Genomic DNA, 24302 nt, shown 5'->3' with positions numbered 1-24302 from the left:
CTCTATATAGATAGATACTCTTTTTTTGAGTGTCTACTATATAGGGTCCATTTTATTTTAGGGTAGTCTTTTTTTTATACAATTAAAATGCAAGAATTAATATATATAATTCAAAAAATACTATTTTAATTGATATAAGTGCTAAAAAATTATTGAAAATTGCAAGTAATTATATTAAATCCATCATTAAAGGTTGAAAAGAAGAAAAGGTGTGATATAATATTGTTATTAATGTAAAAAATACAAAAATAAGGGGGCTATATATTATGGAAAAAATAAAAATGACAACTCCGTTGGTTGAAATGGATGGAGATGAGATGACAAGGGTTATTTGGGGTATGATAAAGGAGGAATTATTAAATCCTTTTGTTGAACTAAAAACAGAATATTATGATTTGGGGATAGAAAAAAGAAATGAAACAAATGATAGGGTTACAGTAGAAGCTGCAGAAGCTATAAAAAAGTATGGCGTAGGAGTTAAATGTGCAACAATAACTCCAAATGCAGATAGAATAAAAGAGTACAATTTAAAAGAAATGTGGAAAAGCCCTAATGGAACAATTAGAGCTATTTTAGACGGGACGGTATTTAGAGCTCCAATTACAGTTAGCTCAATTAAACCGCACGTAAAGAATTGGGAAAAATCAATTACAATAGCAAGACATGCGTATGGAGACATTTATAAGAATGTTGAAATGAAGTTTGAGGGAAAAGGGAAGGCAGAACTAGTTTTTACTAGCGAAGATGGCAAAGAAGTTAGGGAAACTATTCATAACTTTGAAGGTCCAGGCGTAGTAATGGGGATGCATAATACTAATAAATCTATTGCAAGCTTTGCAAGAAGTTGTTTTAATTTTGCATTAGATACTAAACAAGATTTATGGTTTGCATCAAAGGATACTATTTCAAAGAAATACGATCATACATTTAAGGATATATTTAATGAAATTTTTGAAAATGAATATAAAAATAAGTTTGAAGAGGCTAATATAGAGTATTTTTATACGTTAATAGATGATGCAGTTGCAAGAGTTATTAAATCTAATGGTGGTTTTATTTGGGCATGTAAGAATTATGATGGGGATGTAATGAGTGATATGGTAGCAACTGCTTTTGGATCACTTGCAATGATGACTTCAGTTTTAGTATCACCAGATGGATACTACGAATATGAAGCAGCTCATGGAACAGTTCAAAGACATTATTATAAGCACTTAAAAGGTGAAGAAACTTCTACTAATTCGATGGCTACTATTTTTGCTTGGACTGGAGCTTTAAGAAAAAGAGGAGAATTAGACAATAACTTAGAGTTAGTTTCTTTTGCAGACAGGTTAGAAAGGGCTTCATTACAAACAATAGAAGATGGAGTAATGACTAAGGATTTAGCTATGCTTACAGATTTAAAAGAAATAAAAACTGTAAACACATATGAATTCATTAAGGAAATAAGAAGTAGATTATAAATAAAAAGTATAGACTACGTTGTCACTAATACTTGTATTAGCAACGTAGTCTAAACCATATATTGGAGTTGAATATGAGGCATAATTTATTATAGGAAACATAAAATAAGCTTGAAAGCAAAGGAGGTAATAAATAAATGTCTCATAAAAATAATAAAAACTCAAAAGATAATAAGAAATCTGGACAAAAAACAAAGGCTGAATTACAAAAGATGAGAGTAGAAACAGCAAATGAGGTAGGTTATTCTAATGAATCAAGAAAATTAGGTAAGAATCAACCTAGACCAGATAGTGCTCAAAAAATAGGTCAATAGTCATCACTAAAATTTAATAATAAAACTTTAAAGATTAACAATATACATAATAAATGAATAATATAAAAAGAGTGTTTATAATTATAAACACTCTTTTTATATGTCAAATAATAACTTTAATAAGCCCAATTACCGTTAGTAAAGATTTGAATAGTTTCACCATTTTTATTAATTCCAGTGATTTCAAGATCTTTAGTTCCAATCATAAAATCAACATGGATAACAGAATTATTAACACCTATTCTTTCAAGTTCTTCTTCGGAATACTTATCAGCATCTTTTATACAAGATTCATAAGCTCTTCCAAAGGCCAAATGACAAGCGGCATTTTCATCAAATAACGTATTGAAGAAAATCAACTTTGAATTAGAAATAGGTGAATCATAAGGAACAAAAGCAACCTCACCTAAGTATTTAGCTCCATCATCACTATCAAGCATTTGTTTTAGAACATCATATCCAGTTTCAGCAGTGAAATCAACAGCCTTACCATCTTTGAAAGTAATTGAGAAATTATCTATTAAATTTCCACCATAACTTAAAGGCTTAGATGAATAAACTATACCATTTACTCCTGTTTTCTTTGGAAGGGTAAATACTTCTTCAGTAGGCATATTTGCATTAAATGGTATTCCATTAGCATCTCCTTCAGAGCCACCAGCCCAAATATGACCCTCTGGAAGTTCAATATTTAAATCAGTTCCATTTGAAGATTTTAAGTGTACGATTTTAAAGTTGTTATCATTCATAAATTTAATTTTTTCTTCTAAGTAAGCATTATGTTTTTCCCAAGCCTTTACTGGATTTTCAGTATCAACTCTTACTGTTTTAAATATAACATCCCATAATGACTCCATTGCGTTATCATCGCTTACATTAGGGAATACTTTTTTAGCCCATGATAGTGTTGGAACTGATAGTACACACCAACGACATTTATTAGACATTGAATTATCATAGTATTCTTTTAGTGCTGAAGTTCTAGCCTTTTGAGAAGCACCTATTTTTTCAACAGGAATACCTTTTAATCCATCAGGATCACTTGCAGCTATTGAAATAAAGCAAGCTCCTTGTCTAGCATAGTAATTATAACTTTCTGCTTGCCATTCTGGAACATTAGAGATGGTTTCTAGCGAACTATTTTCTAATTTTATTTTAGTTAGCTTTTGATCTCCGTAATGTACTATAACATCTTTAGCACCGGCTTTATATGCTTCTTCTGTAATTAATCTTGCAAATTCTGCAGTTTCAATTGGTGATGAAATAACTAATATATTATCTTTTTGAATATTAACACCTGTATTAACAGCTAGAGAAGCGTATTTTCTTAATAAATCATTATTCATATATGGTCCTCCTTAAAATGTGGAATTATAATTTATAAATATAGTATAACATCATTACGGAAAGTATAGTATTTTATCTTTTAAAAAGCATATATGTTATAAATAAAATAAGTAAAATTAATAAATAGTGTAGTTATATGTAATTTTATATTATGACATGCTTAGCTAGTAAATTTTTTAAAAGAAAATAAAAGTATTTTAATATTTAAATTAAAGAAGATATTATTTATTATTTACAGTATTATTAAGAGTTATTTATAAGACGAACAAAAGCATAGAGGATTATGCATTAAGCTGAATCAAGAAAAGAAGAAAAAGTGATAGGTTAGAAGGGAAATATATTTCTTTGGAAATATTGATCAATATTAGTGTGGAAATGGTAAAGATGAGGTTACAGAATAAATCTCTAATACTTCATTTTTATAAATTTAAATTATATAATAACTTGTAAGAAGTTAATAATATTAATATAATTATTACTGCAAAAATAAAATAAATTTGCTAACTTTTTTGATTAGTGAATTGATGCTGTACAATTTTTAATATAAGTTTAAAATTTAAAGTGTCAGCTAGGTTTATTATTCAAATAAAATAAAGAATTTTACTTAAATGAAAAGGATAAAAAAATGAAAAATTTATTAATTAACTTAGTAGAAAAAAATAAAAAATACACAGAAGAAGGAAAAGTAGCTTCTTATATACCAGCATTATTAAAATCTAAGAAGGAAGATTTAGGCCTTTGTGTATATGATATAAAAAATAATGAGGAATATTGGGCTGGACAAAGTGATGTTAAATTTACAATACAAAGTATTTCAAAGGTTGTTAGTTTAATAATTGCACTTAATGACAATGGAAGAGAAAATGTATTTAAAAAAGTAAACGTTGAGCCAACAGGAATGGGATTTAATAGTATAGTGAATCTTGAAATTAGAAATCAAGATAGACCATATAATCCTATGATTAACGCAGGAGCAATAGTAACAACTTCACTTATATTTGGAGAAAATGAAGAGCATAAAATTCAAAGAATATTAAATTTCTTAAGAAGAGCTACAAATAATCCTAATATCTCAATAAACAAGGAAATTTATGAAAGTGAAAAAGCTACTGGAGATAGAAATAGATCTTTGGCTTACTTTATGAAAAGTTCTAATATTTTAGAAGGAAATGTTGAAGATATATTAGATCTTTATTTTAAGCAATGTTCAATAGAAGCTACTGCAAAGGATTTAGCAAGATTTTCAGCTGTAATTGCAAATGATGGTATTGCACCTTGGAATGATGAAGTTTTAATTTCAAGAGAGATATGTAGAATAGTAAAGACTATTATGGTTACTTGTGGAATGTATGATGCTTCAGGAGAATTTGCAGTTCATGTTGGCGTTCCAGCAAAATCAGGAGTAGGTGGAGGAATAATAGCTGCAGTTCCTAGAAGATTTGGAATAGGTATATATGGACCAGCGTTAGATTCTAAGGGAAACAGTATTGGTGGAATACATATATTAAAAGATTTATCAGAAGAATTAGAACTTAGTATATTTTAATATAAATATGTTATAATTACTAAATAATAGTTAAAAATATAAAAGTAAAATACTGGAGGAAAGAATGGAAAGATTGCTGATTTTAGATTCAAACAGTTTATTAAATAGAGCATTTTATGCAATACCACCTTTAACAAATAGTGAAGGAATTCATACAAATGCTGTCTATGGCTTTACAAATATGTTATTTAAAATGAAGGAAGAAATTAAACCTGATTACATAGTTGCGGCTTTTGATAGAAAGGCACCAACATTTAGACATAAAGAATATGAAGATTATAAAGCTGGTAGAAAAAAGATGCCTCCAGAATTGGGAGAACAATTCCCTCTTGTAAAAGAAGTACTTAATTTATTAGCTGTTAATATATATGAGATAGATGGTTTTGAAGCAGATGATATAATCGGTACATTAGCTCAATTTGCAGAAAAGAATGGGATTGAAGTATTTATAGTTACAGGAGACAGAGATGCTCTACAACTTGCAAGTGATAATATTAAAGTTGTTATTACTAAAAAGGGAGTAACAGAGACTGCTGTTTATAATAAAGATGCATTTATTGAGGAGTTTGGAGTTACCCCAACTCAATATATTGATGTTAAAGGTCTTATGGGAGATAAGTCAGATAACATTCCAGGAGTACCAGGGGTAGGAGAAAAGACAGCATTTAAGCTTATTTCTACTTATGGATCAATGGAAGGCGTACTTTCACATATAGATGAAATTAGTGGTAAAAAACTTAAAGAAAATTTAGAAACTTATAGTGAACAAGCGATTTTCAGTAAAAAGTTAGCTACTATTATGACAGAAGTTCCAATAGATTTTGATTTAGAAGATATTAAAAGTCAAGAAAATTATAAAAGAGAAGAACTTAAAAAATTATTCTTTAAGCTTGGAATGAAGTCTTTATTAGCAAAACTTCCAGGAGATGATTTAGAAGTTGAAGAAGAAGTAGCAAAAATAGAAATAAATGAAGTAACTACAATAGAAGAACTTAAAGAAGTATTATCAGTAAAAGAGGGAATAGCTTTTATTTCTTATAGTACTTGTAACTCAAATATTTATTCTAAAATAGAATTAGATAAACTATATATAAACTATGGTGATAAAGTTAGTTTAATAGATTTCAAATTAATAAATATGGAAAATTCTAATGAAGCAATTAATGTACTTAAAGCTTTTATGGAAGATGAGAAAGTAGAAAAAGTAATTCAAGATGGTAAAAATTTAATCACAATATTAACAAAGTACAATGTTGAAGTAAAGAAATTTATATTTGATACAGTAGTTGCAGCTTATCTTATAGATTCAGCTAAATCAAACTATCCTTTAGAAGTATTAATAAATGAATATTTAATGAAAGAAGTAAAAGGTGAAGGTGATGAATTAATTTGTAATGCTATGGCGAGTATGAAAGAGCTTTACGAATATTTAAAGGATAGGATAGATAAAGAAGGAATGGATGAGCTTTATTATGAAGTGGAACATCCTTTAATATCAATTTTATCAAGCATGGAAGCTATAGGGTTTAATGTGAATAGAGAAAAACTTGATGAACTTGCAGTTAAGTTTAAAGAGGAAATATCTAGAACCGAAAAAGAAATATATGAGCTTTGTGAAGAAGAGTTTAATATAAGTTCACCAAAGCAATTAGGTAAGATTCTTTTTGAAAAGTTAGACTTACCAGTAATTAAAAAAACTAAAACTGGATATTCAACTAATGCAGATGTATTAGAAAAATTAATGGATAAGCATCCAGTGATAGAAAAGATTATTTATTATAGGCAAATAACTAAACTAAACTCTACTTATGTAGAAGGATTAAAGAATGTTATAGACGAAGATGGTGCTATTCATTCAAGTTTTAATCAAACTGTTACAACAACAGGAAGATTATCAAGTACAGAGCCAAATCTTCAAAATATACCTGTTAAGTATGAAATGGGAAGAGAAATAAGAAAAGTATTTATACCACAGGAATCTACTGATGTATTATTATCTTGTGACTATTCTCAAATTGAACTTAGAGTTCTTGCTCATATGTCAGATGATAAAAATATGATAGATGCATTTAATCATCATAGTGATATTCACACTAAAACTGCTTCTGAAGTATTTAAAGTACCAGTAGAAGAAGTTACATCTCTTATGAGAAGTAGAGCTAAAGCAGTTAATTTTGGTATAGTTTATGGAATTGGTGATTTTAGTCTGTCTCAAGATTTAAAAATAACTAGAAAAGAAGCTGCTGAATATATGGAAATTTACTTTGATAGATATCCAAAAATAAAAGGGTATTTAGAAAGTGTTCAGGAAGAAGCTAAAGAAAAAGGTTATGTTTTAACAGTATTAAATAGAAGAAGATTTATTCCAGAAATAAAATCATCAAATAAAATAGTAAAAGCTCTTGGAGAAAGATTAGCAATGAATGCTCCAATTCAAGGGAGTGCTGCTGATATTATTAAACTTGCTATGGTTAAGGTTTATAACAGAATAAAGAAGGAAAATTTAGCAAGTCAAATGATTCTTCAAGTACACGATGAACTTATTTTAAATGTTAAAGAAAATGAGTTAGAAACTGTTAAAGTATTAGTAAAAGAAGAAATGGAAAATGTACTAAAGATGTCAGTAATGTTAGAAGTAGATACGAATATAGGAAATACATGGTATGATGCAAAATAGGGGGTAGAGATGATAAAGATAGGATTGACTGGAGGAATAGGGTCAGGTAAAAGTACAGTTTCATTTATGTTAAAGGAAGCTGGTTTTGAAATAGTTGATGCTGATATTGTTGCTAAAGAAGTATTAGTAAAATATCCGGAGATTTTAGAAAAGGTTAAAGTTGAATTTGGTGCAGGTTTCTTTGATTGGAGAGGAGAGTTTCGTAGAAAAGAGTTTGGTAATCATATTTTTAGATTTCCAAAGCAAAGAAAAAAATATGAAGAAATAATTCTTCCATATATAAAGAATGAAATTAATGATAAACTTGATGAATTAGAAAAGAAAAAGAGAAGTATTGTAATTTTAGATGCACCTACTTTAATAGAGAATGATTTGCATAAAGATATGGATTATGTTATCTTAGTTTGGGTAGATAATAATACACAAATTCAAAGAGTAAGATCAAGAGATTCATTAATGAGAGAAGATGCAATTAATAGAATTAATTCTCAAATGCCTTTAGATAGAAAAAAAGATTTTGCTAATATAGTTATTGAAAATAATGATACATTATCAAAAACTAAAGAACAAGTTGATTTACTAATTGAATTTTTAAGGTCTATTTAATCTATTTCAAAGTAGGGAGAGGGAATGAAATTTAAAAAAATTATTATTTGGTTGATTGTTTTATTTGTATTATTAACTGGAGCGAGATATTTTGTAAAAGAATATATTTATCCATATAAATATAGTGATATAATAAATGAGTATAGTACCAAATATAACTTAGATCCATATTTAGTATTAGCGGTTATTAAAACTGAAAGTAACTTTAATGAAAATGCGGAATCTATTAAGGGAGCAAAGGGATTAATGCAAATAATGGATTCTACAGGAGAATGGATAGCCGGAAAACTTGAAATTGATAATTTTGAGCCTGAGATGTTATTCGAACCAGAGACCAATATTGAATTTGGATGTTGGTATTTAAATAATCTTCTGGTAGAATTTGATGACTTAAGCCTAGTGTTAGCTGCATATAATGGTGGGAGTGGGAATGTAACTAAATGGCTTAATGATCCTGAATACTCTAGTGATGGTGAAAACTTAACATATATTCCTTTTAAGGAAACTAAAAAATATGTTGATAAAGTAAGTACGAGATATAACGTATATAAATTTATTTATGAGTAAAAGGAAGCCGTAAGGCTTCTTTTTTAGTTAATAGTTAAGGAATAAATTTAGTTAAGCTGAATTTGAAAAAGTATATTATTAAGAAAGTTCCTTTGGGGTTTCCTACTACTATTAATTCTTAACTATAAACTCTTAGTTAAATATAAATTGCTTCGCAATTTATCCAAACTGTGTTATAATCGTTTAGATAATTTTTGAAAAAGGTGTGAAATGATATGAAAGAAAAGGTAGAGTTTAAAGGTAGTGTTATTTTAAACCCAGTACCAGTTGTTTTGATAACATCTAAAAATAAAGAGGATAAAGAAAATGTTTTTACTGTAGCATGGACAGGAACAGTATGTACTAAACCCCCTATGTTATCAATATCTGTGAGACCAGAAAGACTATCTTATGAATATATAAAAGAAACAATGGAGTTTACAGTTAATCTTCCAAGTAGTGATATGACAAGAGCTGTTGATTACTGTGGTGTTAGACCGGGACGTAAGTTTGATAAAATAAAAGAAATGAATTTTACGATGGTAGAGGGAACAAATGTTGATGTTCCATATATAAATGAATGCCCTATATCTATTGAATGTAAAGTAAAAAGTATAACTCCCCTTGGAACACATGATTTATTTATTGCAGAGGTAGTAGGATCACATGTGGATAAAGATTTAATGGATGAAAAAGGTAAAATTCATCTTGAAGAAGCTGATTTAATTACATATTGTCATGGAGAGTATTTCAAAATGGATACAGAAGCCTTAGGAAAATTCGGATATTCAGTAGCAAAAAAGCCGATACATAAAAAAGAAAGTTTAGGGAAAAAAGAAGTTAAAGCAAAAGTAGACAATATCGAAGAAAAAGAAGGCAAGCAAAGAGATACATCTAAAAAGAGTTTTAAGAAAAAATCTGTGAAAAATAACAAGAATACTAAGAATAAAGGAAAAAGGAATTTTAGTGTAACAAAAAATACAAAGAAATTAAATAGTAAAGTTAAATAAAGAAATGAGGATGAAAAATGTTTATAATATCATATAGACTTCCATATGAAAAATTAGATTCAACTATAGAAGAACTAGCAATAAATGACATATATAATGTTTTCTATGAAAATCCATTAGAAATTACTACTGATGATTATGGATATGGATATATAGAAAGAGAAGATGAAGAAATAATTTTAAAGGTTGCTTATGAAGAGCAAGAAGGCTTAGAAGAGTTTAAAGAAAAGTTAAAAGATATATTAAAAATGGATTATATAAATGTAGAAGAAAACAACAATGATTATACTACATTTGATTTTCCAGCTATTCATTTAGATGATAAGTATGTTATAGCTGCTCCAGAAGAAGAGTTTGAAGGGAAAACAAAGATTAACTTCATATCTCAAGGTGCTTTCGGAACAGGACTTCATGAAACTACTCAAGATATATTAAAGCTGATTTTAAATGAGCTAGAATTAAAAAATAAAACTGTTTTAGATATTGGAACAGGATCAGGTATACTTTCAATTGCTGCAGCTATAGCAGGGGCAGAAAAGCTTGTAGCAGTGGATATAAGAGATGTTGAAGATGAGGTAATGCTTAATGCTTCATTAAATAATTTAACTAATATAGAAGCTGTAGTAGGGAATATATTAGATGATACTGACTTGGTTAAAGAAAGTTTTGATTGGATATTCATAAATATCGGTGGAGAAGAAACTAAGATGTTTATGGAATACATAAAAGCTCATTTAAAAGAAGATGGAAATTTATTAGTTTCTGGACTTGTAGAGTGGAGTTTTGATGAAGTTAAGAGTAATGTTGAAAGTTATGGATTTAAGCTTATTAGTAAACATCAAACTAATGAATGGGTAACTGCAATATTTAAATAGTGATAACTTAAAAGTAACAAATTTCAAATTAATGAATAAATAAGCTTATATTGAATTGAAAATAGAAATTTTTTTTATTAGACTGCTGACACTTTGTTAACAGTCTTTAATTTTATACTAATATTTAATATAACTAAAAATATATTAATTTATTGCATAGAGTTTTTTAGAATGATAAACGAAAGAGGAGAAGTACAGCTGAAAAAATCCTACAGTAATTTTACTGCAGGATTTTTTAGTTATTAAATTTATATAAAAAGTAAATAATATTAAAGAAAAGAGGTGTATATATGAAGAAAAAATTATTATATATAAGTGTTAATTCAAAACCAGAAGAATTGTCAGCGTCCAAAACTGTAGCAAGAACTTTTATTAATAGTTTTTTAGAAAAGTATAGTGATTTTGAGGTAGAAGAAATAGATTTATATAAGGAACATATACCAAGATTAGAATATCAATATTTTAAAGATAGAAATTGCGTAATTAGTGAAGAAGATGCGAAGAAATTACCTGAAAAGGATCAGAAAGAAATAAGAAGAATAAGAGAGTTATGTGATCAATTTATAAGTGCACAAATGTATGTAATAGCAGCTCCAATGTGGAGTTTATCATTTCCAGCACCCTTAAAGGAATATATTGATTGTATAGTTCAAGCAGATAAAACAATTTCTTTTGAAGAAGGAAAAAAGCCAAAGGGATTATTAAATGATAAGAATAGAGCATTAGTATATATAGAGTCTTCAGGGGGAAATATACCTTGGATATTAGATTCTATAATGGATAATGGAGAAAATTACGTAGCTAAAATAATGAAGTATATTGGAATTAAACATGTTCAAGAACTTAAGGTAGATGGAACAGGTACAAGCGAAGAAGAACGAAAAAAAGCTATAAAAAATGCTGAGGAAAATATTAATTCAATATTAGTTGGAATAGATTTATAGTAATTAATGATTATAGTTTTTTATAAAAACTATAGTAGATATTAAAAAGACAGTGAGAGTATATAGGTTTGTGTTTTACACAAATCTACATACTCTCCCGAAAAGAAAGGATTCTATTATGATTTATATAATAGACAGTATTCATATTAATTCTATTTAAATTTTGAATTGTTTTTGTAAAAAGGTCTTAATGAATTTTTTATTTATTAATACCTTTCAGGGTGTTGAGAAAGTGTCAGTAGTTTTTAATTTTATACAAATATATAACATAATTTAAAATAGATTAATAATTTTGATTATATTTTGAAGCTTAATTTTTTGCACAACTAATAATAAAAAACCCCTCTGTTTTTTAAACAGGGGGTTTTCAATAAACTAATAGAAACTTTTAAGGAATTTTGATATTAACTTATTACTATTTTAGTATCTTGAGTATCTTCCTCTTCTATTTCTTCTACGTCTCTTAGAGTTCATCATTAATTTTATTGTAACAATTAGTAATACAATTATTAAAATAATTATTAATAAAGAAAGAACGTATATTCCTATATTAGCTTTTAATAGTTGCCCAGTACTTAGTGTGATAGACCCCTTAACAGTTTGAGTATAAGCACCACTAGTATAAGTTAAATCAACATTGTTATTTGAAGCAACTTTCCAAGCATTTAATTCGTCTATTGGTACTTCTAAATTAGAATGAGTATCATTAAAGCTATTTTGATAATACTCAATATTCTCATCTAAAACAACTGGAGCTGTAATAGTTTTTGTTGGACCAAAGAATCTAAATAATTTATAGCTTAATTCAACAGTAGATACTTCATCTCCAGCAGATTTATAAGTAGTTTTTTGTGCATCATAACTATAATCAGCAATTGATTGAGTATCATTAAATACGTTCATTCCATCAGCTCCATATAGAGAACCTAGAACTACAGTAATTAAATTTCTTCCATTTCTGTTATAGTATCCTACAAAACAATGTCCAGCCTTAGTTTCATTACCAGTTTTACCACCAATATTACCATCAACGCCAAGTATTTTATCTCTAGTTTCGATATAAATTGTTTTGCCGTCTAAAATAACAGAAGTTTTGTCTATTCCCATAGCTTCTCGTACCCAATTATTTGCATAAGCAGCTTTAGCAATTAAAGCTAAATCGTAAGCTGTAGTAACATTATGACTATTAGCGTCTATTTCTAAACCATTAGGATTAACGAAATTAGTGTTTACTGCACCAAGTTCTTTAGCTGTTTGGTTCATTAATTCTGTAAACTTCTCTACAGAACCAGAAACTGATTCAGCCATCATAACAGCAGCATCATTTGCTGAATAAACCATAACAGCATTCATTACTTCATTAGCAGTTAGGGTATCACCAGGTTTTGCAGTATTACCAATAAAGTTATTTAAAGTTGTCTCTCTTAGTGAAACTGAGTTTTCAGTGTAAGGAATTAAATCATCTTTACTTTTGCTTTCAGCAAATAGTAGTGATGTTAATAATTTAGTTGTACTTGCAGGTGAACGTTGTTCATCAGCATTTTTTGAATAAATAATTTCGCCTGTATCTAAATCCATAGTAATAGCAGATTCCCCAATTATTTGAGGTTCAGTTGCAGCAAATACATTAATAGTATTAAAGAAAGGTACTACTAATGATAAGCATAGTGTTAGAACAAAAGCTCTAAAAAATTTCTTTGACATATAATCTCCCCGTCCTTCTTATAAGTAAATATTATTATTTTTGTTTGTTATTTAACCTGTTAATCATTACTTCTTTAGCTTTTATTTCTAAAGAGTCATCTAGTCTTTCTAAAGCAACTTCTGAGTATTTCATTTCTAAAGCTGTTTTAATAAATCTATCTGCCAGTTCAGGATTTTTTGCAAGTAATGATCCATGGAAGTATGTACAATAAGTATTCTTATATATACAGCCTTCATATCCATCAGACCCATTATTACCATAACCATGAACACATTTTCCAAGTGGCTTTAACCCATTAACATAAGTTCTACCAGAATGATTTTCAAATCCAACATAAGTTTCATTGAAATCTTCATTGTAAATAACAGTATCTCCAATAAATCTAGTATCTCCAGCTTCAGTATAAATATCTAATATGCCTAAGCCTTCGATTCTTTCACCATTAGGAGCAGTATAGAATTTACCTAATAATTGATATCCACCACAGATAGCTATTAGAACTTTACCGTTATTTATATACCTTGATAATTCTGCTTTTTTATTATTCATCAAATCAGAAGATACAATTGATTGTTCAAAATCTTGGCCTCCGCCAAAAAATACTATATCATAATTATCTGCATTAAATTCATCATTAATTGAAACATTAATTATATTAACTTTAATTCCACGATTTTCAGCTCTGTGTTTTAAAATTAATATATTTCCAACATCACCATATACATTTAATAAGTCTGGATAAAGGTGACAAATATTTAATTCCATAATAGCCTCCTAAACACTACCAAAGGTTTTTTATATAACCCTTAGAATGTAAATACTTTCTGTAATTTATCATTGCTGTATAAGTTGCAAGGATATATATTTTTTTGTTTTTACCATTTTTTATTTGTTCAGTTAAGTTTTCGTATTCCTCTTCAATAACAAACTTAGATGGAGAAATACCAGCTGTTTTTAGTCTTACTGCCATATCAAAAGTTCTAAGCCCTGATATATAAACTTCATCTAGAGGTACATTATTTAAGTTTTCAAAATTAACATCCCAAATCCAAGAAACATCTCTACCATCAGCATAATTATCATTTAGTAAGAATACACAAGAGAAAGAATCTTTGTTTAAGCAAAGGGTATCTAAAGCTTGATTATATCCAGCAGGATTTTTAACTAAAATGATTTTTGCTTCTTTATCATCTATATTTATTATTTCTTGTCTTCCAAAACTAGAACTTTGATTTTCTAAAGATTTTTTTATACAAGCATCATCAATATTAAGTTCTTTTGCTATTGAATAAGCACAAAGGGCATTATAGATGTTATATACACCAGATTGACCTAAGAAAATTTCAGTGTTACCAAATTTAACAGTAGAACTTTCAGCTGTTAACTCTACAATTTCGTCTACACCATACTTAATAGCTGGATGAGTATAACCACAGCCTGTACAGTAATAATCTCCTAAATGATTATATGTAACAAAGTTATAACTATAAGGGGTTTTGCAGAATTTACAGAATTTTGAATCTGCATTAACATCAATAGTTTTATTTTCATTTATTGGTGTTTTAAATCCATAAAAAACTAATGGGTTTTTTACATCAAGCTTTCCAAGTAATGATTCATCACCGTTTAAGACTAGCTTACTTTCTGGCACAAGAGTTATACCTTCTAAAATTTTAGTTAATGTAGTATAAACTTCTCCATATCTATCAAGTTGATCCCTAAATAAATTTGTTACAGTAATTATTTCAGGATTAATATACTTTGTTATAAATTTTAAATTAGCTTCATCTACTTCTATAATTGCATATTTATTTTCATCCTTATTAAAGAACTTGTAGTTTTCAACAAAAGTAGTAACTATACCAGGGAAGAGATTGGCCCCTGTGTTATTAGTTATTACTGGATAACCTTTTTCTTTAATGATGTTATAAATCATGCTTGTAGTAGTAGTTTTACCATTAGTTCCTGTAACTAATACAACTTTATATCCTTTAGATACAGTTGCTAAAATATTATTATCTAACTTTAATGCAACTCTACCAGGAAAAGTAGTACCACCTTTTAAAATGGTTTTAGTAAGAAATAATGTGAACTTTGTTGCTAATATACTGAGAATTGACTTAATATTAATTTTCTTCACCACCTACAATAGTTTATTTACATTATTAACAATAATATTGAACTATAATCATTTAAAAGTAATATTATAGGAAATTCCTTAACCTATTAATTTAATAATAATAAAATTATATAATTGAAATTAACAAAATTGTTAAGGTATAAATTTCATTAATTAAAGTATACATTTAGTGTGTAGGTTAGGGATTTAGAGGACCAATTATAAGTTAAATTATAATATTACTATAAAGATTATATCAATACTAAAATAGTATATCATAAACTTACATTTTAACAAATGCATCTTAACAGGATATTTAAATTAAATTAAAAAATTTTAGGATAAATTATATAAATATGAATAATTGTTTAACAATCCACTATAAAATATTGACAGTGAATTTGTGTGAGAAGATAATATATTAGAAAACTAAATAGGAGATGATAGTTTTGAAGAAGTTTTCGTTTATCGACAAAGAAGGTAAAGAAATTAAATGTTATAAGTGGGAAGTTAAAGGTGAGGTAAAGGGAATAATACAGATTTCACATGGAATGACTGAGTATGCTTGTAGATATGATTATTTTGCAAATAAGCTTATAGAACATGGATTTATGGTATATGCACATGATCATAGAGGACATGGAGAAACTTCTAAGGAGGATGAAGAAAGAGGATATATAGCTAATAATGAAGGTTTTGATATGCTTGTTGAAAATGTTAAAGAGCTTACAGATATAATAAAAAAAGAAAATGAGGAGTTACCTTTAATATTATTTGGGCATAGCATGGGTTCTTTCGTAAGTCAAAGATATATTGAATTGTATGGTAAAGAATTAGATGGAGTAATATTATCGGGAACAAATGGAAGACCTGATTACATAACAAAATTAGGAATATTAATTTCAAAAGTTGAAATGATGATAAGAGGAAGAAAAGCCAAGAGTAAGATGATGGACAAGTTATCATTTGGAAACTTTAATAGAAGTTTTAAACCTAATAGAACAAATTATGATTGGCTATGCTCTGTTGATGAGGAAGTGGACAAATATATAGAAGACGATTATTGTGGATTTATTTGTACGACATCATATTATTATGATTTAATAAGAGGATTATGGAAGATTAATAAAAAAGAAAACTTAGAATTAATCCCTAAAGATTTACCAGTATTAATTTTTGCTGGTGATAAAGATCCAGTTGGAGATTTCGGTAAAGGTATAAAAAGATTATATGAATGCTATAAAGAATTAGGGATACATGACTTGAAATATAAATTATATAAGAATGGTAGACATGAAATGCTAAATGAAAGTAATAAAGATGAAGTTATTTTACATATATTAAATTGGACGAATAGAATCGTAAATGTTAATGAAAAAGTGACAAATTAAAAATTATATTACTCATAAACATTATTTACTGTTAAGCAACATATATTTTATTAGTAAATAAAAGGGGTGATGTTTGTGAGAAAAAAGAAGAAACCTAAAGTTAAAAAGTCGGTTAATAGAAGAAAGAATATATTTAAAGAGATATTTTGCGTTAATGGAAAGTTTGAATTTATAGGTTTATTAAAAAATATTATGATGCCTGTTATTGGGAGTTTGATAGTAGGATTTTTTACTAAAAATTCAATGAATATATATGATGCATTAAAAAAAAGTATTCTTACACCGCCTAATTTAGTTTTTAGGATAGTGTGGATTGTTTTATATACTTTAATGGGAATTGCTGCTTATAGAATATATATGCATAATAAGCAAGGAAAAGATGATCATGGGGGATATTTTGATTATTTAGTACAGCTTTTAATAAGTTTTTTGTGGGCAATTATATTTTTTAATTTAAGGTTATATGGTATTTCATTTATATTAATAAGTATTTTATTAATACTTATAATCATAACTACAATTAAATTCTTTAAAAATGATAGGATATCGGGAATATTGATGATACCTTACATTTTATGGATTCTATTTGCAGGATATTTATCATTTTATATTTGGATATTTAATGAAATGTAATTAATAAAGTTTGAATTATAAAAATAAATAGGATAAAATATAAATCTGGTAATGATGTAAATACGAATTTAAGGAGAAGAGTATTTTGAAGAAAGTAATAATAGCAGAAAAACCATCAGTTGCTAAAAATATAGCGGATGCATATAAAATAAAAACTAGAAGAGATGGGTTTTATGAAGGCGACGATTATTTAGTTACTTGGGCTTTTGGTCATTTACTTCAATTGTATGATGCAAAGGATTATGATGAAAATATGAAGGGATGGAGAATGGATAAATTCCCTTTTATTCCTGAAGGTTTTAAGTATAAAATAAAATGTGATAGTAGTAATAGGGAAGTTGTTGATAAGGGTGCAGAAAAACAAATAAATATTATTAAAGGATTAATTGACAGAGATGATGTTGATGGGGTAATTTCTGCAACAGACTTTGATAGAGAAGGTCAGGTTATTTCAGATGAATTATTTATCCATTATGATATAAAAAAGCCTATTTATAGACTTCTTCTTAATGAATGGACAGAAGATGAAGTTAAGAAAGGAATGTCAAATTTAAAGCTTAATAGTGAAATGAAACCACTTCAAGATGCTGGAATAGGAAGGCAGTTGGCGGATTGGACAATAGGTATTAATTTGACGTCTGTTGCAACATTAAGATATGGTGCAAGTGAAAAAAAGACAATTAATATAGGGAGAGTTTTATTACCTACTTTAAAGATAATTTATGATAGAGATAAAGAAATTGAAAACTTTAAGGAGTCTTCATATTATAAGTTATTAATTAATTTGAAATCTAAAGATAATATAGAATTTGAAAGTCTTTATTATGAAAATGCTTCTGAAAAGTTTGAGAAAAAAGAGTACTTAGACAATTTAAGTAAATTATTGAAAGAAAAACAAGCAGTAGTTGTAGAAAAAGAAATTGAAAAGAAAAGGGAATATCCACAAAGTCTTTTTAACCTTTCAAATTTGCAAGGATATATAACTAGTAAGTATAAAGGCTGGACTTCTGATAAGGTGTTAAAGGTGGCACAAGGGTTATATGAAAAGAAACTTATAACATATCCTAGAACTGCAAGCAGTGTTTTAGAAGAAAGTTTAGTTGATAAGGCAAAAAAGGTTCTTGAGACCCATAAAAAGGGGTTGCCTTATGAGGATCAAATAAAATTCATTCAATCTAAAAGAGTTTTTGATAATTCTAAGGTTGAGAGCCATAGTGCTATTACTCCTACATATGTAATACCAAAGGGATTAAGTACAGAGGAACAACATGTTTATAATGCTATAAAAAATAGATTTATAATGCAATTTATGCCTGTTGCGCAGTTTGAAGAAACAAAAATAACTTTAAAGGTTCATGATGAACAAATAAAAGGTGAATTTGTTTCTAAAGGGAAGGTAGAAATAGTTAAAGGATGGAGAGTAGTTGAGAAAATAGAAACTAAGGATACAATTTTACCTTTAGTTGAAAAGAATGAAAGCTTAGCTATAATTGATAGCAAGGTTAACAAAGTGACAAAGAAGCCACCTAAGTACCATACAGAAAAAACACTTTTAAGAGTAATGGAGACTTGTGGAAAGTCATTTAAAGATGATAAAGACGAAAGTTCAGATGATGAGAGTAATTCGGAAGAAATGATGCAAGCTATTTTAAGTGGTTTTAGTATTGGAACTCCAGCTACTAGAGCTGAAACTATAAAGAAGCTAAAGGATATTGGATATATCAAAACTAAAGGAAAAAGCCTAACTACAACAGAACTTGGAAGAACCATAGTAGAAATTTTCCCAGCAAAAGAGCTTTTAGACCTAGAATATACTGGAAGGCTTGAGAAAACATTATCTGATATTGAAAGAGGAAAATTTAAAAAAGAGGATTTTTTAAATTTAATTTATGATTTTACAAGAAGTTCAGTGGAGAAGATTAAAAATGATAGCTCAATGCTTCATAAGTTTAAAGTTGAAAAGCCTGAAGGGGTAGAGGAAATTGGTAAATGTCCTGTATGTGGAAATTCAATTATAGAAGGCGAAAAGGGATATGGGTGTGTTAATTGGAAAAATGGTTGTAAATATACTATTTGGAAAAATGATAAATTTATTGAATCCCTAGGTAAAAAAGTAACAAAGGAGATGGTTCAACTACTTCTTAAGAATGGTAAGGTTGGATTTAGAAATCTTAAAAGTAAAAAAGGAACTTTATTTTCTGCGTATTTAAGATATGAAAAAGATGAAAAAACAGGATATTACAATTGGAAATTTGAATTTATAAATTAAAAAAAGCTTTGGCAGTATTTAGCTGCTAAAGCTTTTTTTATTAAATATCTTTTGCAATAATTACTCTGTTTTTTCCCAGAGTTTTAGCCTTATATAGAGCTTTGTCAGCAATATTAATTATTTCTTTTAAAGTCATTTTAGATGGATTTAATTTTGCTACACCAAAGCTAGCGGTAACATTGATATTGTTTTCAACATTATTTTCTGTATATTTGATAAAAAGGTTTTCTATGTTTTTACGTATATTGTCTAAAGTTTCTAAGTAATTATTATTACAATCATTAATAAGAGCAATAAATTCTTCACCACCATATCGTCCTAAAACATCGTTGTCGCCAATAGACTTTCTTAAGGTACTTGAAATAGATATAAGAACATCATCGCCTGTTTGGTGACCATAAGTATCATTGATTTTTTTGAAGTTATCGATATCTATTAACACTAAATATTTATTATCTTCGTTAATAGTTAGCTTTGAATCATTACTAGATATATTAGTAATAGCCATTTCTTTAAGTAGCTTTAATTCAGTATATGATTTTTGAATTTTATCTAAAACAGTTCGTCTATTATATATTTTTGTTAGCATATCATAATTTGCATTGTATTGTATTTCATTATAATAGTGTGAATTAACTAAAGCAATTCCTAAATAATTTGAAATTATTTTTAATTTATTTACATCATTTAAGTCATATTTGTTTTTACAGTAGGATTGTATTGTTAATATACCTATTACATCTTTACTTGCAATAATTGGAACAAATATCATGGATTGTGTAGAAGTTGTGATTGAACTTGTTTGACTATAGGAAGAGTACTTTAATAGTTCATTATAATTATGTAAATATTTGTTACAATCCTTAGAAATATCGTTAATTAAGATATCTTGCTTGTTTTTAACCGAATAAATTCCTAAGCATATTTTATCTAATGAAGAAGAAGCAATTTCTACTCTTTTACCAAACTCTACACTAAGTTCATATTTAATAGAGTTATTATTAATTATACCAATTGATAATATATCAAAATCAAATAAAGTATTGACTTCTTTCTCTAAAATACTATAAATGTTTTCAAGTTTTAAAGAAGAAGCTAGCTTCTGGCCTATTGTATATAGAGCTTCAGTTTCATTAAAGAGTGTTTTATATATTTTATTTTCTTCATTTTGAACGGTCTTACTTATTATTTTAATACTTTCTAATTTTCTATTAGAAAAATCATTTTCTAGATTATTAAGCTTTTCTAAGTAGTAATATGCATTTTCATAGTTATTAAGATTCCTATAAGATAAATGTAGATTTTTATAAAGTCGTCTCATATTTCTTAATGAACTTACATTAACTATATTTCCTTCAATATTTTTCAATTTATTAATAATTTCAGTGTATTTTTTTTGTTTTAAAGCTAAATCTGACCAAAATATATATGTATCATTTAGAAAGAGTGAATAGTTTCCATCTATACATAGTTTAATACTTTCTTCAAATTTTTCCTCTGCAAGATCATAAATATCCGTTTCTGTATATATACGAGCTGATAGAAAATATATATATGGAACTACACTTATTCTATGTTGTTTTGCTAAAGGTAAAGCCTTTTTTAAATTAATCAAGGCTTCATCATATAATTTACGTTCAATTTGGCATTCGCTTAAGTTAACTAGCATAGATAATTCATTAGTTTTGTTTCCTACATTAGGTAGTCTTAAGGCTTTTTTAAATATATCCTCTGCTTCGGAATATTGTTCTATTTCTAAATAAAGAATTCCCATTGTACTTTTTATTGAACATAATCTTTGAAAGTTACCGGTAGATTCAGCTAAGTCTATTCCTATATTTGCATATTCAATGGCTTTATCAAATCTTTGGCAATTACTATAAAGCCCAATAAGTAAAGCTATTGAAGATAGGACTCCATCATCATCAGCTTGCTCCTTGAATAAAGTTATAGCTTTAAGATTTAACTTTATAGCAACATCAAAATTCCCTAAGTCATATTGAATCCAACTATAATTATAAAGTATGTTTGGATAAACTTTATTTAATCCATTTTCTATTGTATATGCTATTAAATAATCATAGATTTTTATAGCTTTTTTAGGATTTAAATTGCGAATTTTATTGCAAAGATTTAAAATAAATTCTTCAGCATTTTCAGTATTACCAAGTTTGTGAATTATGTTTTTTAAAGTCATTATATACCTCGTAATATATAATATTATACTATGTTAATAATTACTAAGATGATAACATATATAATATTATTTAACATTATGTTAATATTTTATCATAATATATATTTCTATAAAATATATAATTGAAATGTATTAATTAGATTGAATAAATTTATATAAAATAAGTCATAGTAATCAGCAGATACTATGACTTATTTTATATAAATTTATTTAATTAGTATTGAAAGCAGAGAATAACATAGAGGTGCTAAAAATACTGTTATTATACCAGCAACTCCGATAGATAATGAACTCATGGCACCTTCTTGTTCTCCAATTTCTAAGGCTTTTGAAGTTCCAACAGCATGAGAAGAAGTTCCTAATGAAATACCTCTAGCAATTGGACTATTAATTCTTAATATTTTAAAGACGGTAGGACCTACAATTGCTCCTATTATTCCAGATAATATAATAGCTAAAACAGTGATTGAAGTAACACCACCAAGTGTATTTGTAATTTCTATTCCTATTGGAGTTGTTACACTTTTAGCTAACAATGAAATTGTTAGACTATTATCTAATCCTAAGAAAAAAGAAATTGAAATAACAGATAATACACTAACTAAACTACCTACGAATATTCCCGAAAAAATAGGAAGAAAGTTTTCTTTAAGTAAATTAAGGTTTTTATATAATGGAACAGCTAGAACCACTGTTGCAGGTCCAAGAAAAATATTTATAAATTGACCACCTTGATTGTAAGTGTCAAAATCTATATTAAATATCTTTAAAAAGCCTATTACGATTATTGTAGCAATTAAAAGTGGGTTAAAAAGTGGAAATTTGGTTTTTTTATAAATAAATAAACCTATTTCAAATGCTATAAGAGATATAAATATTCCAAAAAACATGTTATTTGTAAATATATCCATTTGTTTATGACTCCTTTTTAGTAAGTTTATCGCCATTATCATTTGCTGATTTTTGTTTTTTCTTGCAAATAAATTCTACAGTGAGTGCTGTAACTGATAATACGATTATTGTTGTTAGTATACATAATAAAACTATTTTTAATATACTGCCTTTTAGATCACTAAATGAAGTCATTAATCCTACCGATGCAGGAATAAAGAAAAAAGCTAAATGATCTAAGAAGAAGTTAGAAAGTGTTTCAACCTTTTCAACTTTTAATATATTAGAAGTTAATAATAAAAATAGCAATATCATTCCAATAATGTTTCCTGGAATAGGAATATGAAATAGTCCTGAAATGATTTCACCAGCAAAATAAATTGAAAGGATCAAAATTGATTCTCTAAAAAATTTCATGAGTAATCCTCCTTATAAATCTAAGTATAAAATTTAAAAAGTTTATTGTTATATAATATAATATAAAGTAATGTTATGTCTATATGGTAAGAAGTATGTTTTATAATAGAGAAATCTTTGAAATTATGAAAAATAAATAGATGAAACGATTGCAGAAATTAACAAAAAATAATCATATATCATAATATAAATCATAATAATATAAACAATTTTATCTAAAAAGGAGTAGGTATGAATAAAACTTTTAAACGTTTTGCAGCTATATTCAGTATAGTTGCTTTAGTAGGATCTACATTTATTGGTTGTGGGAAAAATAATTCATCAAAAGAAAGTACTGATGATACAAAGTTACAAACTGTTAGATTAAATGAAGTTGTAAGATCTGTATTTTATGCTCCAATGTATGTTGCAATAAGTCAAGGTTTTTTTGAAGAAGAGGGACTTGATGTTGATTTATCTACAGGTCAAGGTGCAGATAAAACTATGCAACAATTATTAAGTGGAAACGCAGATATAGGCTTTTCAGGACCAGAACAAGTTGTTTATATTTATAATCAAGGAAGAGAAGATTATCCAGTTGTATTTGGACAATTAACACAAAAAGATGGCTCATTCTTAGTTGGAAGAGCAGCTGAAGAAAATTTTGATTGGTCAACATTGAAAGGTAAAGAAATAATAGGTGGTAGACCAGGTGGAATTCCAGAAATGGCCCTTGAGTATGTACTAAAAGAAAATGGATTAGATCCTGAAAATGATGTAAGCATGGTTACTAATGTTGATTTTACAGCTACTGCAGGTGCTTTCAAATCTGGCACTGGCGATTATGTTGCATTGTTTGAGCCAACTGCTACAATGTTAGAAAATGATGGTGGTGGTAGTATAGTTTCTTCAGTAGGAGAACAAGCAGGAAATATTGCTTATACTTGTTTCTATACAACTAAATCATATATGGATAAAAATCCAGAAATAATTCAAAAATTTACAAATGCAATTTACAAAGGTCAATTATGGGTTCAACAACATACAAGTGAAGAAATTGCTGACTCTATTAGTTCATTTTTCCCAGGAACTGACAAAGATGTAATAGTTAAAGTAATAGACAATTATAAGAGTATAGATGCATTTTCAGAAACTCCTGAAGTAAGTGAAGATGGTTTAAATAAACTAATGGATATTATACAAGGATATGATTCAAGCTTGATCCAAACAAGACCAGATTTTAATGTGATTGTAAATAACTCCTTTGCAGAAGAGGCAACAAAATAAGCTAATACTATAAATAGTTTAGTTAGTAGTTAAAAATTAGAAAAATTAATTTAAGAAAATAAACAAATAACTACTAACTATAACTA

The 24302-nt window shown here is 27.4% G+C and carries 20 protein-coding genes; 13 read left to right on the top strand and 7 right to left on the bottom strand.

Annotated features, from left to right (window positions below; translation table 11 throughout):
- Window positions 1-266 precede the first annotated feature (266 nt).
- Both I4V63_RS12625 and I4V63_RS12620 read left to right on the top strand, forming a co-directional pair.
- Window positions 267-1463, top strand: coding sequence for an NADP-dependent isocitrate dehydrogenase (locus I4V63_RS12625; protein ID WP_196001607.1), 1197 nt, complete (start codon window positions 267-269; stop codon window positions 1461-1463).
- A 137-nt stretch (window positions 1464-1600) separates the two neighbouring features.
- Complete coding sequence (locus I4V63_RS12620; RefSeq protein WP_196001606.1) at window positions 1601-1777, top strand: small, acid-soluble spore protein, alpha/beta type; 177 nt, start codon at window positions 1601-1603, stop codon at window positions 1775-1777.
- Window positions 1778-1893: 116 nt separating this feature from the next.
- On the opposite strand, the gene I4V63_RS12615 is transcribed toward I4V63_RS12620, so the two are convergent.
- A complete protein-coding gene (locus tag I4V63_RS12615) occupies window positions 1894-3123 on the bottom strand; it encodes an aminopeptidase (RefSeq protein WP_196001605.1) in 1230 nt (409 codons plus the stop codon).
- A 626-nt stretch (window positions 3124-3749) separates the two neighbouring features.
- Here I4V63_RS12615 and glsA point away from each other — a divergent pair.
- The 7 genes from glsA to I4V63_RS12580 all read left to right on the top strand — a co-directional run bounded on the left by glsA (window position 3750) and on the right by I4V63_RS12580 (window position 11328).
- Complete coding sequence (glsA, locus tag I4V63_RS12610) at window positions 3750-4670, top strand: glutaminase A (RefSeq protein WP_196001604.1); 921 nt, start codon at window positions 3750-3752, stop codon at window positions 4668-4670.
- Between the two features lie 64 nt (window positions 4671-4734).
- Window positions 4735-7347 carry a DNA polymerase I gene (polA, locus tag I4V63_RS12605; protein ID WP_196001603.1) on the top strand — a complete coding sequence of 871 codons (2613 nt, stop codon included), beginning with the start codon at window positions 4735-4737 and terminating at the stop codon, window positions 7345-7347.
- A 9-nt stretch (window positions 7348-7356) separates the two neighbouring features.
- Window positions 7357-7953 (top strand): dephospho-CoA kinase, encoded by a 597-nt coding sequence (gene coaE, locus I4V63_RS12600; RefSeq protein WP_196001602.1) that lies wholly within the window; start codon window positions 7357-7359, stop codon window positions 7951-7953.
- 24 nt (window positions 7954-7977) lie between these two features.
- The gene (locus I4V63_RS12595) at window positions 7978-8520 is read left to right on the top strand and encodes a lytic transglycosylase domain-containing protein (protein WP_196001601.1); all 543 of its coding nucleotides are present in this window, start codon (window positions 7978-7980) and stop codon (window positions 8518-8520) included.
- A 215-nt stretch (window positions 8521-8735) separates the two neighbouring features.
- Window positions 8736-9509, top strand: a complete 774-nt coding sequence (locus tag I4V63_RS12590) for a flavin reductase family protein (protein ID WP_196001600.1) — start codon at window positions 8736-8738, stop codon at window positions 9507-9509.
- Between the two features lie 17 nt (window positions 9510-9526).
- Window positions 9527-10384: a 50S ribosomal protein L11 methyltransferase gene (locus tag I4V63_RS12585; RefSeq protein WP_196001599.1), complete on the top strand. Its 858-nt coding sequence runs from the start codon at window positions 9527-9529 to the stop codon at window positions 10382-10384.
- 290 nt (window positions 10385-10674) lie between these two features.
- Window positions 10675-11328 (top strand): NAD(P)H-dependent oxidoreductase, encoded by a 654-nt coding sequence (locus I4V63_RS12580; protein WP_196001598.1) that lies wholly within the window; start codon window positions 10675-10677, stop codon window positions 11326-11328.
- Between the two features lie 420 nt (window positions 11329-11748).
- Here I4V63_RS12580 and I4V63_RS12575 read toward each other — a convergent pair whose 3' ends face one another.
- Genes I4V63_RS12575 through I4V63_RS12565 form a run of 3 tightly spaced genes read right to left on the bottom strand, consistent with a single transcriptional unit; the run spans window position 11749 to window position 15173 of the window.
- A complete protein-coding gene (locus tag I4V63_RS12575) occupies window positions 11749-13032 on the bottom strand; it encodes a serine hydrolase (protein ID WP_196001597.1) in 1284 nt (427 codons plus the stop codon).
- A 34-nt stretch (window positions 13033-13066) separates the two neighbouring features.
- Window positions 13067-13798 carry a type 1 glutamine amidotransferase gene (locus I4V63_RS12570; RefSeq protein WP_196001596.1) on the bottom strand — a complete coding sequence of 244 codons (732 nt, stop codon included), beginning with the start codon at window positions 13796-13798 and terminating at the stop codon, window positions 13067-13069.
- A gap of 16 nt (window positions 13799-13814) precedes the next feature.
- Window positions 13815-15173 carry a Mur ligase family protein gene (locus I4V63_RS12565; RefSeq protein ID WP_196001595.1) on the bottom strand — a complete coding sequence of 453 codons (1359 nt, stop codon included), beginning with the start codon at window positions 15171-15173 and terminating at the stop codon, window positions 13815-13817.
- Window positions 15174-15592: 419 nt separating this feature from the next.
- On the opposite strand from I4V63_RS12565, the gene I4V63_RS12560 reads away from it, so the two are divergent.
- The 3 genes from I4V63_RS12560 (at window position 15593) to I4V63_RS12550 (ending at window position 19445) form a co-directional block, all read left to right on the top strand.
- Window positions 15593-16543, top strand: coding sequence for an alpha/beta hydrolase (locus tag I4V63_RS12560; RefSeq protein ID WP_196001594.1), 951 nt, complete (start codon window positions 15593-15595; stop codon window positions 16541-16543).
- 75 nt (window positions 16544-16618) lie between these two features.
- On the top strand, window positions 16619-17176 hold the full coding sequence (locus I4V63_RS12555; protein WP_347707732.1) for a TspO/MBR family protein: 558 nt from the start codon (window positions 16619-16621) through the stop codon (window positions 17174-17176).
- An 85-nt stretch (window positions 17177-17261) separates the two neighbouring features.
- Window positions 17262-19445: a type IA DNA topoisomerase gene (locus I4V63_RS12550; protein ID WP_196001592.1), complete on the top strand. Its 2184-nt coding sequence runs from the start codon at window positions 17262-17264 to the stop codon at window positions 19443-19445.
- Between the two features lie 40 nt (window positions 19446-19485).
- On the opposite strand, the gene I4V63_RS12545 is transcribed toward I4V63_RS12550, so the two are convergent.
- From I4V63_RS12545 to I4V63_RS12535, 3 genes are all read right to left on the bottom strand, one after another.
- Window positions 19486-21642 (bottom strand): diguanylate cyclase, encoded by a 2157-nt coding sequence (locus I4V63_RS12545; protein ID WP_196001591.1) that lies wholly within the window; start codon window positions 21640-21642, stop codon window positions 19486-19488.
- A gap of 206 nt (window positions 21643-21848) precedes the next feature.
- Window positions 21849-22553 carry an LrgB family protein gene (locus I4V63_RS12540; RefSeq protein ID WP_196001590.1) on the bottom strand — a complete coding sequence of 235 codons (705 nt, stop codon included), beginning with the start codon at window positions 22551-22553 and terminating at the stop codon, window positions 21849-21851.
- 4 nt (window positions 22554-22557) lie between these two features.
- Entirely contained in the window at window positions 22558-22950 is a 393-nt protein-coding gene (locus tag I4V63_RS12535) for a CidA/LrgA family protein (RefSeq protein WP_196001589.1), read from the bottom strand.
- A 231-nt stretch (window positions 22951-23181) separates the two neighbouring features.
- Between I4V63_RS12535 and I4V63_RS12530 the strand changes: the two genes are divergently transcribed.
- Entirely contained in the window at window positions 23182-24216 is a 1035-nt protein-coding gene (locus I4V63_RS12530) for an ABC transporter substrate-binding protein (protein ID WP_196001588.1), read from the top strand.
- Window positions 24217-24302: the final 86 nt, after the last annotated feature.

Source organism: Clostridium sp. 1001271B_151109_B4, from assembly GCF_015670405.1.
GTDB lineage: Bacteria > Bacillota > Clostridia > Clostridiales > Clostridiaceae > Clostridium.
The sequence above is the reverse complement of the archived record's forward strand: the minus strand, read 5'-3'. Positions and strand labels throughout refer to the sequence as shown.